This window comes from Rhodanobacter sp. BL-MT-08, from assembly GCF_054161255.1.
In genome coordinates, this window is the sequence record NZ_CP167872.1 from 423498 (window position 1) to 436388 (window position 12891).

Annotated in this window: 7 protein-coding genes, 1 tRNA gene and 1 pseudogene; 3 read left to right on the forward strand and 6 right to left on the reverse strand. The window is 58.3% G+C overall.

The window, feature by feature from the left end; genetic code table 11:
* Positions 1-80 precede the first annotated feature (80 nt).
* On the forward strand, positions 81-1157 hold the full coding sequence (locus tag ACDK93_RS01715) for an aldo/keto reductase (RefSeq protein ID WP_458070864.1): 1077 nt from the start codon (positions 81-83) through the stop codon (positions 1155-1157).
* Between the two features lie 254 nt (positions 1158-1411).
* Here the strand turns inward: ACDK93_RS01715 and ACDK93_RS01720 are convergent, their stop codons facing one another.
* Positions 1412-2341, reverse strand: a complete 930-nt coding sequence (locus tag ACDK93_RS01720) for a ketopantoate reductase family protein (protein ID WP_458070865.1) — start codon at positions 2339-2341, stop codon at positions 1412-1414.
* A 73-nt stretch (positions 2342-2414) separates the two neighbouring features.
* On the opposite strand from ACDK93_RS01720, the gene ACDK93_RS01725 reads away from it, so the two are divergent.
* Positions 2415-3353 (forward strand): AraC family transcriptional regulator, encoded by a 939-nt coding sequence (locus tag ACDK93_RS01725; RefSeq protein ID WP_458070866.1) that lies wholly within the window; start codon positions 2415-2417, stop codon positions 3351-3353.
* Positions 3354-4410: 1057 nt separating this feature from the next.
* Here the strand turns inward: ACDK93_RS01725 and ACDK93_RS01730 are convergent.
* The 4 genes and pseudogenes from ACDK93_RS01730 to ACDK93_RS01745 all read right to left on the reverse strand — a co-directional run bounded on the left by ACDK93_RS01730 (position 4411) and on the right by ACDK93_RS01745 (position 10550).
* Positions 4411-5310 (reverse strand): annotated as a pseudogene (locus tag ACDK93_RS01730) (YihY/virulence factor BrkB family protein).
* A 626-nt stretch (positions 5311-5936) separates the two neighbouring features.
* Positions 5937-8450, reverse strand: a complete 2514-nt coding sequence (locus ACDK93_RS01735) for a S8 family peptidase (RefSeq protein WP_458070867.1) — start codon at positions 8448-8450, stop codon at positions 5937-5939.
* 40 nt (positions 8451-8490) lie between these two features.
* Positions 8491-9483: an AAA family ATPase gene (locus ACDK93_RS01740; protein ID WP_458070868.1), complete on the reverse strand. Its 993-nt coding sequence runs from the start codon at positions 9481-9483 to the stop codon at positions 8491-8493.
* Between the two features lie 991 nt (positions 9484-10474).
* Positions 10475-10550, reverse strand: a tRNA-Ile gene (locus tag ACDK93_RS01745).
* A gap of 167 nt (positions 10551-10717) precedes the next feature.
* On the opposite strand from ACDK93_RS01745, the gene ACDK93_RS01750 reads away from it, so the two are divergent.
* Positions 10718-10900 carry a hypothetical protein gene (locus ACDK93_RS01750; protein WP_458070869.1) on the forward strand — a complete coding sequence of 61 codons (183 nt, stop codon included), beginning with the start codon at positions 10718-10720 and terminating at the stop codon, positions 10898-10900.
* Between the two features lie 57 nt (positions 10901-10957).
* Here ACDK93_RS01750 and rpoD read toward each other — a convergent pair whose 3' ends face one another.
* Positions 10958-12832 carry an RNA polymerase sigma factor RpoD gene (gene rpoD / locus ACDK93_RS01755; protein WP_458070870.1) on the reverse strand — a complete coding sequence of 625 codons (1875 nt, stop codon included), beginning with the start codon at positions 12830-12832 and terminating at the stop codon, positions 10958-10960.
* Positions 12833-12891 lie beyond the last annotated feature (59 nt).

Here is a 12891-nt window from a genome sequence, read left to right on the forward strand (position 1 = left end):
TCCACTATAAAACTCATTGACTATATGGCGCAATAAATCTACGGTGTTATGTATTGATCACTACACAAAGGTAAGAGCCGATGTCCTTGACAGATTTTCGCACGCTGGGTCGCTCCGGCTTGGTCGTCAGCCCCCTCTGCCTGGGCACAATGACCTTCGGCCCAGGGGGATGGGGTGCCAACGAATCCACGTCTCGCCAGATCTTCGACGCCTATCTCCGAGCAGGTGGCAATTTTGTCGACACGGCAGATGTCTATACCGGCGGTGTCAGCGAACAGTTGCTCGGTAAGTTCATCAAGGACTCCGGCTCCCGCGACAACATCGTGCTGTCGACCAAGTTTGCGTTCAACGCCTCGGCCAACCCGCTCGATGCCGCGCAAAAGGGTGGCGGGAATCCCAACGCCGGAGGCAATGGATCGAAAAATATCCACCGAGCGTTAAACGCATCCTTGAAACGCTTGGGTACTGATTACATCGATCTGTACTGGATGCATATTTGGGACGGCGTGACTCCGGCCGAAGAAATCGTGCAAACCCTGGGAGATCTGGTGCGCGCCGGAAAAATCCGCTATTACGGCTTCTCGGATATGCCCGCCTGGTTCGCCATTAAAGCGGCCACCATTACTGCCGAACGCCAATATCCTAGGCCCATAGCCATGCAGCTGGAGTACTCGCTGGTGGCGCGCGACGTGGAGAGCGAACACGTTCCTGCGGCTCGGGAAAGCGGCATGGGCGTCATGCCTTGGAGCCCGCTGGCGGGCGGCTTTCTCACCGGCAAGTACAAGCGCGAGGACACCAGCTCCACGGGACGTTTGAGCGGCGCCAACCCGTTCGGAGACAGTAAGTTCACCGCTCGTAACTGGGACATTCTTGAAGTCCTCAAAAGTGTCTCGGATGAATTGCATAGTCATCCAGCCCAGGTTGCACTCGCTTGGGTCATGGCCCAGCCGGGAATTGTGTCGACGCTTGTGGGTGCGAGTAGCGTGTCGCAGCTGCAAAGCAATATCGCGGCAACCAACATCACACTTCACGAGCAGCAAATACGACGGTTGAACGAGGCAAGCGCTCCTCTACCTGGCTTTTCGTCCAGTCTTGGAATGCCGGCCATACGCCGTATGGTCTTTGGTGGGAATAATGTTTCAGGCTGGGGCGAATAGCACCGTTAGGAACTCTCGCGGCTGAGAGTTCTGGATTTAACGGGCCAGATCCTCAGCGATTTTGAACGGCCGCGTCACGACATTTGTTTGTGGAGCCGACCTACAAAACACCAACGCTCGGTAAGGCCAGCCTGATCCTGCGTGGCACGCCTCCTAGAACTTGTTGCGGAGGCTGGATTGACCACCATGAAATGGTTGGCGTTCTTCCGCAGCCATCGACTGCGAAGGTTGCCCTACAAAACCCGCGAGAATGTCTAAGGTGAGCGTTTGCTTGCCGGTCTCATTGCTCTGATTCTATCGATCGAAACAGGTGGGTTTGCCCGCGTCGCATTTTCCACCAGTACATCGACGAGCGCACGGCACTCATTCACACCAGTAGCAAGAAGCTCTCTGAACGGAGTGATGCGTGACATGCCCCAGAACATCGCGGCCACCAGCCACGCAGGACTGGAATGCAGCCGTATCTTGCCCACCGGATAGAGGCGGAAGCCGAGACGCTCGATCATCGTGAAACATTCTTGCATTCCTCGCGCAATTGCCAGGGACTCGTTCCAGGATGCACCGCCTCCGCGTTGCATGCCCGCCGCGCAGACGCTTTCAAAGGCAGCACCCAGGGGAGCGTGACAGCGCAGCCATAGCAGCATGTCCGGCTCGAACACCGCCGGCAGGCCGGCGGCATTGAACGTCTCGACCGATGCCTGATGATTCATCTTGGTCTTCTGACCACCGGCACCGATTTTTGCGTTCAGACGTCCGTCCTTATCCAGCAACGCCTGCACGAACGGCATGCCGAACGAGCAGCGGTTTACCCCGATGGCATCCTGAAGGCGTTCGGGATCGAAGTTGTTGAACATGAACTGGATCCGCTTTGCCGCGCTGCGCTGAAGACCGGGAAGCACCGCGTCGACTTGATGCGCCTGCAGCGTCACCAACACCAGGTCATAGGGAATGCTTTCGTCAAGCGTGTCTGTGACAAGCAGCGGCGCAAGCTCGCCCCTTTTGTTGACGACACCTCCATCGCGCTGCAGCTGCTGCAGTCGCATGGACCCGGGACGCGCAACGGCCGTCACCTCATGAGCGCCTTGCTGCGTGAGCTGAAACGCAAAGGTGCTTCCGATGCCGCCTACACCAATGACGGCTATCCGCAGCGACGAGGAGCGAGTGCTTACTTTTTGATTAGTCATGCGTCTATGCTGAGGCAGCATGACGAAGCGTTCAATGATCTAAAGTCCTATTCTGATGCTCTGGAGTCCAAAGTTGATCGAAGACCTGCATTCGGCCGTATACGACCCCCTGTCAACCGCGCTGATAAAAATGAAGCTCAACGCCTCCATCAACGTCGCGCTGGACGCCGGTGGAAAGTGGGCGATGGATTTCCCCGCCTACGACGGGTTCACGCTCAATGTCGTGCAGAAAGGCGAGTGCTGGCTTGCCCTGGAACGAGGTGCGCGCAAGGTTCGCTTGAGAGCCGGCGATTGCTTCCTGCTGACGGGCGGCCGCACGTTCACGCTCGCATCAGATCTTGATCTGAAAAAACGATTTCGCGCGGAGAACATGTTTACGGACGCACAAGGCGGCCTTGCCACATGCAACGGCGGCGGGGACTTTTTTGTTGCAGGCACGATCTTCCGCTTTGAAGGGCACCTGCCCTCTGTGCTTTTTGCCCGACTGCCGCCAGTGATCCACATTGACGGGGGGTCGGATCAGGCGGCCGTGCTGCGCTGGAGTCTTGAACGGTTCGGCGCAGAGCTGCGCACTGGGGCGGTCGGGCGTTCCCTCATGCTCAGCCATCTCGCACCGATCATGCTGCTGCAAATATTGCGCATTTATCTCTCGTCAGCCACGCATGAGGAGAACTGGCTTGTTGCTCTTTCCCACCCCCTACTGGCGCCGGTATTCGAGGCCATGCAGACAAGGTATGAGCAAACGTGGACACTCGAAGCCTTCGCCGCCGTAGCCTGCATGTCGCGCTCGGCGTTTTCCCTGACATTCAAGAAAAAGGTGGGTGTTGCACCCATGGTTTACCTGATGCACTGGCGCATGCAGATCGCCTGTGAGCTGCTGCAAACCGGTAACGCATCGCTATCGGCCATTGCGGCTTCCGTAGGCTATGGTTCTGAAAGCGCATTCAGCGCGGCCTTTTTCAAGGTCTTGAAATGCAGGCCCGGTGCGTATCGGGACGCGCGCAAGTACTAGAACGCAAAGATGAACCGCTGGTGTTCTTTTCAGAGCGTATTGGCGCCACTAGTGGAACCGTTCGCGCGGGGGTAGCCGAGGATCGAGTGGATTGGTGTCCTCATTTCTTCACCGGCTGCAACACCTCACGCTTTGAAAAGTTATTCGACGGAGTAACAGCCAAGCCAGGTGGCTCGGCCTAAAACTTCAGCGTGATATTCCACGAGCTGCATCCCCTTCAATCCCGACTGTACCCTGGTCGTTCGTATCGATTCCGCGAGAGGGTGAAAAGCTCTTTTGTGGCGGCCGAAAGACTTAGCCTTTGCGCGCAAGCTGGCCAAAGCGTAAGCCGTATAGCAAGGCAAGAGCAGTCAGCTCTGCATCGAAAAAGGGGACACGCGGTGGCGGTTCTTTACGCCTTAAAAGAGGGGGTGGATTTGTGAAGCCCATTTGCGAACACCGTTTGATCACCCTTTTACTATTTCAAGGCTAGTGTCCTGCCCACCCATGCGAGGATTAGTTAATGGAGATTTTTTACATTCCTTTCTACCCAGACGCCTCGCACGGTTGGACCGTACCAATTCCGCGCGATGGAGAAAGACGGTTCGCCTCTAGATCGGACGCTTCTCGTTCGCCCAGATGCTTGCGATAGGAGAGTCCGAGGGAAGCGAGAAGAGAAGCTATTTGTGTGTCAAGGGTGGAGATAAGCAGTGGCGATTATTTACCGCCAATTTGATGCCCGTTACGTGATCGCTACATACATAGATAAGCTGACCGGGCAGTTACCGGTAGGTCAGTGAGAAGTGGTTGCTGAGAGATATTCCATCGCATATACCTTCTAACTGGTTTCACGCGGGAAAGCTGCGCGGCAGTCAAGTCGATCACCAGTTGTTGAACTCGATCGGAGCGCCTTAGATCACCCTTGCTCTCTTGTACTAATTCGATCTAGCCGCGATGCTGCTCAAATTCGTGCGTATGGGACCATAACTTCGCTTATGTGCTTGGTAGGCGCTGCAATAGTGACCGCAACGCGACGTTGCCTCCAGGTTGCCACCACGCTGCGGGTCTAGTGTCTCCCTCAGTCTCGCCGTTCGGTGTGCTGGCTGAGCTGCATATGGTCGCCGCGCTCCAGCGCCCAGGCGTGAGCAACTTCCGCGCCGAAGAAGAAGATCGCGCCGGAGTAGTACACCCAGACCAGCAGCACCACCAAGGAGCCGGCTGCGCCGTAGGCACCGCCGATGTTGCCGCTGGAGAGGTAAATTCCGATCACCCATTTGCCGAGTGCGAACAGCAGGGCCGTGACCACGCCGCCCCAAGTCACACGCCGCCAGAGTAGACCCGCGTCTGGCAGGTACCGGAAGAGCAAGGCGAACAGGACCGCGAGCACGGCCGTGCTGATGACCTGATTGAGAACGTCCCACACCGACCCTTTGAGCGGTAGGAGCATGCCGAGCAGTGAGCTGACCAGTAGCGACACCACCATGACGAAGACTGTCGCGGCGATGACCCCGATGGACAGCACACCCCTGTACAGCCATCCCTAGACTGCGTCGCCCGGATGCGCCCGAAGACCCCAGATCAGGTTCAGCGAGGCCTGCAACTGAGCAAATACGGTGGTGGCGCCCACCACCGATATCACGATGCCGACAATACCGGCGAAGGTGCCGATTGAGGGATGCTGGTGTGCGCTGGCATATACCGCTGCTGCGGTTGTTCGCGCCTCGGACCCTGCAAGCTGACCAATCTGGTCCAGCAACGTCTGCCGCACGTCGTAGCCGACCGTAGAAGTCAACCAGACACAGAGCAAGAGCAGCGGGGCGAAAGACAACAGCGTGTAGAACGAAAGCGATGCAGACAGAGACAAGACGTCATGGTCGAAAAAACCTTTGAAGGTCCGTACCAGCACACGCCATAGCAATGGGCGATCGGGATGCCGATCTTCATCCGGAAAACTCTCTTGAGTCGGTGAGTTGGCCATGGGGGAATGTTTACGCTTCCGACCGTCCGGTCAATGGGCCGAAACCACAGAAAGTAGAGGGACTCGAGCCATCACCAAAGGGCGTTGAACCATTGCGCCCGGGTGCAACTGCTTCCGGAATCTTCCCAAAACCCACCCACCCACCAAGGCTACTGTAGCCCGCATCGCAACGTTGAGCCTGCAAAGTCGATGTGCATTGGTCTGATGCTTCGCCGTGCACCAAAGAATCGGCCGAAATAGCAAAAGAATGTCGAAGCGTTTAAAGTGAACACGGTTTCGAACCGCCAGAGCAATCGAAATATGACGGTAACTGCGACGGTAGGTCAATTTTAGAATAGTTTAGAAAACCGCATGAGACAGGGGTTACTAGCCCTTGTTCGAGTCCACCCATAGCGTGTGCATTCGTCTAAACCTCCCAAGCTTCTCGACCGTGGGTTTCGACTTTTCTCAGCGTCCCAGAATGTGAATCGGCGGGAATAACCGTTGTCTGTATAAGAAACAATCAAGGGGGCACAGTCGTAAAGCATAACTTGACCACAGCTGATGCCCAGATTTCAGGCTGCTTCCTGATGATGTCAGTTCACACCTTCATTTAATGCTTCTGTGTCTTCGATTACCGAGTAAGGTTATCGCGGAATGCTCGTTTCGATCGGAGTGGCGAGTGCCGTCTGGATTGGCGTGTACAAATCGACCTCCAGCTCTTGATTGACCTCTAGAGACACAATGAGGGCGTATCGGACGGCGTTCGTGCTCTGACGAGCATCCTTCCAATCCTTCCACCACCCGCCCACAGGAAACACCGCCAGGTGCGACTTGGCGGCGAGCTGTGCGGCTGTTCCCCGCCACACATCGGATTGAATGGATCCGCGCGCCCTCAGCTGACTCCCAAAGAACCATCCCAAGGTGTCGGGGTCGTTCATGGAATCCCGGTGCACCCCATCGGCAGCTTCGGCGTCCTCGCGCTCGATCTTGTTGATGCGCTGCCCGAAGATCTCCGCTGTCTCCGTCGCGCCCTTCACCGCAAATCGGAGTCCATGCGACTGATAGCGGAACTTGCTTTGCCAACCACGCTGACTCGGATTGGGATCGATGAAGTAGGACAGTGTGATGCGCATCTCGACGAGTGACTCGCCCAGCGCCGCCAGGGTGTCAGCAGGCCACGGCAAGGCATGCATGTTGAGTTCGTTGAGCTGGATGTTTGACTTATCGAGTCGATAAGGCATCAGGCTTTCCTGAAGGACTAGCGTCGGCCGCCATCTGTCGGAGTGGAGCGTGTTATAGCCATTGACTGCGCCGTAGCCAAACTGACGAAGGAGTGCTTCCTTGTCGGCACGGGCCCGATTCAAGGGGAGTTGCGCGCTCATCGCTGGCGTGTACCGCGCGCCGTGCACGACGAGGGCGCGAAGGGTTTCCGGCCAGTAGTCTGGGTAGCGCATACTTAAATGCGCGCACAGTCGGGATACCTCCGCGGCGGCGGCGCTGGTGTCCCCGGTTTCGCTGAGGAGTGCCCGGGCCATGTCACGATGGGTGGTCAGCAGCCTGAGGCTTTCCGGACCGACTAGAGGCTGATCCTGATCAAGCGAGCCGTTGCCGCCCTCGGCCACTACATCGGGCTTGAATGGCCAGGATCGCTGCCAGAGCATCGTAGTGGTCGAGCAGGGGGAAAGTGCCCCCATTGGCGCTATGCCTTGAAGCCCCGGCCATTTCGCTTGATCGATGAAGGTCAGATCCGTGTAGGCGCCGACGGTTAGGGCGTTCCAGGCCTGGCCGGGGCTTTCGATGCCCTCCAGCTTGTTGATGTCGGGATAGCGATGCCATTTGGACCAAGGAATATTGCCACCCGACAGCACAAACAGGCGTCGCTTCCGCGGTTCGTTACTGTCGGGCTCTAACGTCCCGCGACCACCTGCCGCCAGGCGGTCGATTGTCGCCGACCATTCGGACGGTAGGCCGGTGGAGGCTTCTGTACAGGTGGACATCATCGCGAACGTGCGCCGGCGATCAAGCGCAACCTCTTCGACGACATCGACCGCCTGCTGGGTGACCCAGCCATACAGGTGATATGGATGCTGTCCTTGGGGAGGATAGATGTTGACCGACTCCAGGCGGTGCGGGACCGCATGAGCCTCGGTGGATGCCAGTGGATGGATAAGATTGCCATGCAACACGATGCCGGCCATCTGTGTGCCGTGGCCATCGGCATCCGCGCCGTTCCACGTCGGTACCAGCGCATGCAGATCCGCGGTATCGAGGCTGGGTTGAATGAGGGGATGAGCTTGCGCGACGCCCGTATCCAGCAGCGTCACATACGCCGCTTCCACCGACTCATTGGCCTCCAGGCGCGCGGCGAGATCGCGCACCCACTGCACTTGGTCGAACGGATTCAAATCGGAGAGGAAGAATTCGGCTGTGGGTTGGACGGAGCGAATCTCCGCCATGACATCCAACAGTTCAATGGCCTGCTCGAGCACAGCTCGCGTCGTATGTGCGGCGACGACGATGCGCCCAGGAAACGGCACATAGCCGGTTTCAACGACGATACCCATTTGCTCAGCCACCTGGCCGAAGGCGCGTCGCGTGGCCGCCGTATCACCGGCTTTGATGCGTAACCACAGTTGGAACCATTGCTCAACCTGCGCCGGAGGCGGATTGATCGGATCCGTCCATAACTCGTCGAAGGCAGCCTGCCTGAAGCTCTCGATCACATTGACCAGCGCCGCATGTTTGGGCTTGTCGTACTTGGTGTTCTCGTTAATGTACTCGCGAATGCGCTTCTCGAAGGCCGTCAGTTGCCCGTCGGGAATGTGCACGACAATGAGATCAAAGTCGTCATGCGAGGTGACATTCAGCACCTCGATGCCGTCGCGCTTCCATTCCATGGCCTTGTAGTCAAGAAAGCCTTTCGGACGAAGCTCGATCGCGACGGTCAGGCCAACAGCGGCCGGAAGGTTCAGCGCTTCCCGTCGCCTTTTGAAATCGGCTTCCGCGCGGTGCAGTTGCTGGAGTTGCTGGAGCAGGCGCTGGCCATGTGTTCGTCGCTCGCGGGCTGGCGCCGGCGGCCGCTGGACTATTAGGGTTGATTTGAATCGCCGAGCTTCAACAAAGGCCGACGCATCCAGATGCTTAAGCTGTTCTGCCACAGTCTGTCCCCTTCCCTGGACAGACGATGTCAACCTGTCCTCAGCTGAACTTCATGTGCCGGAGGCTAGCAGAACGTTCATCGAGATGCTGCAGGACACTTCCTTGGCTGACGCCCGTCTGGTTCTCGAGGACTGCATCCTTCATGGCATCCTGGCAAGCGCGCACGACATCCGAGTGCGACAAACCATTCGCCGCGCTCACCAACTTCGGGTAGTCCAAGGCCTGCCCGTCGAAGAGCGCCAAGCTGTTACGCAGCAATCGTTCGATCTGCGAAACATCCGGCGCTTCATAGCGGATAACGTCGTCGAAGCGCCGGAAAAGCGCCGTATCCAGGGATTCTCCGTGATTTGTTGCGGCGACGATCAGGCTTTCCGAGGCGTCCTGCTCAATTAGCTGAAGGAACATATTCAACGTGCGCCGCATCTCGGCAACATCGTGCTGGCTACCACGTTGCAAGCCCAGCGAATCGAATTCGTCGAAGAGATAAACGCCACGCGTCGCCTTCAAGGATTCGAACACCAGGCGCAGCTTCGATGCGCTCTCACCCATGAACTTGGTGATAAGGCTATCGAAGCGGGCCACGAACAGCGGAAGGCGAAGTTCCGCTGCTAACACGCTGGCCGTCAGCGTCTTACCGGTGCCCGGTGGGCCGACCAGCAGCAGCTTGCGGCGCGCTACTAGGCCGTGACCACTCAATCGCTCGTGATAGCGCTGTTCGCGAAGCACGCGCTCCAGCTTCAGCGCGACCTCCGCTGAGACCACCATTTCAGCCAGATGGTGACGGGGATATTGGACGGTCAGCAGCTCAGCCAGCTCGCCCTTGGGCTGAGCCAGCGGCACCGGGCGCACGGCTGGCCGGCTCCCCTGGCGCGCCTGAGCTGCCTCGATGAGCGCCTTAAGTTCGGCCGCTAAGCGGGTATGGCCCTTCTGGGCTTCGCCGGCAGCCATCTGCAGCGCGACCGCCGTGAACTGCGCATCCTGCTCGCCAGCGTAAGCACGCAACAGCGCTATGAGTTGATCGGCTCGCGCCATACGTCCTCCAATCCCGAATGGTAACCGGTGCGCTGGTAATCTTCGCCTGTGCTGTTATAGCAACATTGTGCGATAGTAGCAACATGTGCTTGATCTCGTTTCCCTCCTCCCAGCGCGAACTCCTCATCGCCGCCCGGGGGCAAGAGACCCAAGCCGCGTTCGCGCGACGATTGGGTATCAACCGGTCGTCTTTGTCGAGGTACGAAAGTGAGCAACTGGGCGCCCCTACTTCGGTGCTCAACTTCTGCCTTGGACGCATTTCGACGCAGCTACAATCGGGAGGCAGTCCTGCTATTCAGCAAGCGCTCCTCTTGGTCCGCAAAGCCGCCGAGACGCTTGAAAGGGCGGTTCACGAAGAGACGCCTGGAAGCTAGGTCAAATCTACCCCGACGGTGTCGCCTTGCCTGAGACTCCCAAGCAAAGGTTACTTGACACACGGTTGGCCGTTGATATGCAGCAGCCGAGGCAATCGCGGATATGAGGTGGGCCGACAAGACCGAGCTGACTCGGAGTAGATACGCAAACTTTATTCATTTGCGCAGCAACATGTGGATAAGAGTAGTCGGCCAATGCATTTGTCAGGACGCACCTCGCCGAGTCATGAACGAGCCAATCAAAACGAGCGCGCCAACGCAGCGACCGTACTTTGCAGAACAAGTAAAGCCATATGCTACCTATTGCAAACACGGCCGGCGCCGGGCGCGCTTGAGATCCTCAGTCTATGAAAGACCGGCCAGCTATGCCTGCTAGCGCATTATCGTTCTCACAAGCGCAAACTCGCCGGACGGTTCATCGAAGTCTGCTCAAACACGCAAACTTTGAGGAATTACATAGCAATTGCCGCTGACCCGACTCGCTGTCCAAGTTTGACGATCTTTGAGAAACCTATGGATCCCTAGTTGAGCTAGTTGCTATCAGGGACCAGGTAGGGACCTCATGCGATGAAAAGACATCTTTAGGGACGGGGAAGAAGCTAAACCATTGATCTATCTGGTGGGCCCACGAGGACTCGAACCTCGAACCAAAGGATTATGAGTCCTCTGCTCTAACCATTGAGCTATAGGCCCCTGTGCGTGGTGGCAAGTGTAACCAATGCGGATGAAAACGACGATGGCCGGGTGACGCTGTAGGTCAAGGCGGGGACGGTATCTGCACATCGTAAACCGCTACTATCGGACGTCGGCCGCAGCGGCATGGCCCGACCCATGTTCAACGAACGGAGCTTGAATAATCTATGAAACATTTGCTGATTGTCGGTCTGGTTGCTCTTGGCGTGCTGGCGGTGTCGCCTGCCATGGCGCAGGTGGTGCATCACCCGGTCCACCATGTGGTACATCACCGGCCGGTTCATCACCGCGTGGTGCATCGCCGTCCGCCGCTGCGCCACCATGTCGTGCATCACCCGGTTCACCATTGACCGACAAAAGAAAACGCCCGCAATGCGGGCGTTTTCTTTTCCGGCGGCCGCGATGACTTATTCGACGTCGAGGAACGAGCGCAGCTGCTCCGAACGGCTGGGATGACGCAGCTTGCGCAGGGCCTTGGCTTCGATCTGGCGAATGCGCTCGCGGGTCACGTCGAACTGCTTGCCGACTTCTTCGAGCGTGTGATCGGTGTTCATGTCGATGCCGAAGCGCATGCGCAGCACCTTGGCTTCGCGCGGCGTCAGGCCGGCGAGCACGTCGCGCACGGTTTCCATCAGGCCGGTTTCGGTGGCCGAATCGATCGGTGAGCTGGCGTTGTTGTCCTCGATGAAGTCGCCCAGATGGGAATCCTCATCGTCGCCGATCGGGGTTTCCATCGAGATCGGCTCCTTGGCGATCTTCAGCACTTTGCGGATCTTGTCCTCGGGCATCTCCATTTCCTTGGCCAGTTCTTCCGGCGTGGCCTCGCGGCCGAACTGCTGGAGCATCTGGCGGGAAATGCGGTTGAGCTTGTTGATCGTCTCGATCATGTGCACCGGAATACGGATGGTGCGCGCCTGGTCGGCGATCGAGCGGGTGATGGCCTGGCGAATCCACCACGTCGCATAGGTCGAGAACTTGTAGCCGCGGCGGTATTCGAACTTGTCCACCGCCTTCATCAGGCCGATGTTGCCTTCCTGGATCAGGTCGAGGAACTGCAGGCCGCGGTTGGTGTACTTCTTGGCGATGGAGATGACCAGGCGCAGGTTGGCCTCGACCATTTCCTTCTTGGCGCGACGGGCTTTCGCCTCACCGCTGGCCATGGCGCGATTGATGTCCTTGATGTCGATCAACGGCAGGAACAGCTTGCGCTCGATAGTGGCGAGCTTTTCCTGCTCCGCGTCGATGGTGTCGCGGAAGTTCTTGATGTTCGGCGACCACTTCTGGCGCTTGCGGCCCAGTTCGGCCGCCCACTCGAGGTTGCCCTCGTTGCTGGGGAAGGTCTTGATGAACTCGGCCTTGGGCATCTTCACCTGCTTGACGAAGATGTCCATCAGCACGCGCTCGTGGTGACGGATGTCGTTGACCACTTCGCGCAGCTTACGCACGAAGCCGTCGATCAGCGCGGACGGCAGCTTGAGCTTGAGGAATTCCTCGGCCATCTGGTCGCGCAGCTTGACGATCTTCTTGTCGGTAATGCTGGCGGCTTTCGGCGCGGCCTTCTGGAACTTGCCGTAGTAGTCGCGCAGCAGCTCCATGCGACGCTTCACTTCTTCCGGATCGGGACCGGTCGGGCCGGCCTCTTCCTCGTCCACGGCGGTGGTTTCGTCGTCGTCGACTTCGGCCTCGTCGGCCGGATCGGGCTCGGGCAGCAGCAGCGCGGCGGCTTCCTTTTCCTTGCGGGCGAGGTCGGCGGCTTCTTCCAGATCGAGGAAGCCGGCGAGGATCTCGCTGAGGCGGCGCTTGCCGTCCAGATGCTGGTCGTACTCTTCCAGCAGCAGCTCGATGGTCAGCGGGAAGCTGGCCAGCGCGGTCTGCACCTGGCCCAGGCCTTCCTCGATGCGCTTGGCGATGGCGATTTCGCCCTCGCGCGTCAGCAGCTCGACCGTACCCATTTCGCGCATGTACATGCGCACCGGGTCGGTGGTGCGGCCCACTTCGGCGTCAACGGCGGAGAGAAGTGCCACGGCTTCTTCGGCGGCGGCTTCGTCGTCGGTGCTGCTGCCGGCCTTGTCGGCCAGCGGGTCGGCGTCCGGCGCGGCGTCATGCACTTCGATGCCGACGCCCTTGAGCACCGCCATGATGTCTTCGATCTGCTCCGGGTCAACGATGTCGTCGGGGAGGTGATCGTTGATTTCCGCGTACGTCAAATAGCCCTGCTCCAGACCTTTGGAGATGAGCGCTTTGATTTCAGACTGTTGCTCGTGGGGAGCTTTGCTATTCATTAACCGACCGCCGCGGGGTTCAAGAACCGGACATTATAACGATGTGCTGCTTTTTTGAC

Coding starts and splice junctions, on each gene's coding strand:
- ACDK93_RS01740 (WP_458070868.1), bottom strand. CDS start 9,483: ATGGCGCGAGCCGATCAACTCATAGCGCTGTTGCGTGCTTACGCTGGC.
- ACDK93_RS01750 (WP_458070869.1), top strand. CDS start 10,718: ATGAAACATTTGCTGATTGTCGGTCTGGTTGCTCTTGGCGTGCTGGCG.
- ACDK93_RS01715 (WP_458070864.1), top strand. CDS start 81: ATGTCCTTGACAGATTTTCGCACGCTGGGTCGCTCCGGCTTGGTCGTC.
- ACDK93_RS01720 (WP_458070865.1), bottom strand. CDS start 2,341: ATGACTAATCAAAAAGTAAGCACTCGCTCCTCGTCGCTGCGGATAGCC.
- rpoD (WP_458070870.1), bottom strand. CDS start 12,832: ATGAATAGCAAAGCTCCCCACGAGCAACAGTCTGAAATCAAAGCGCTC.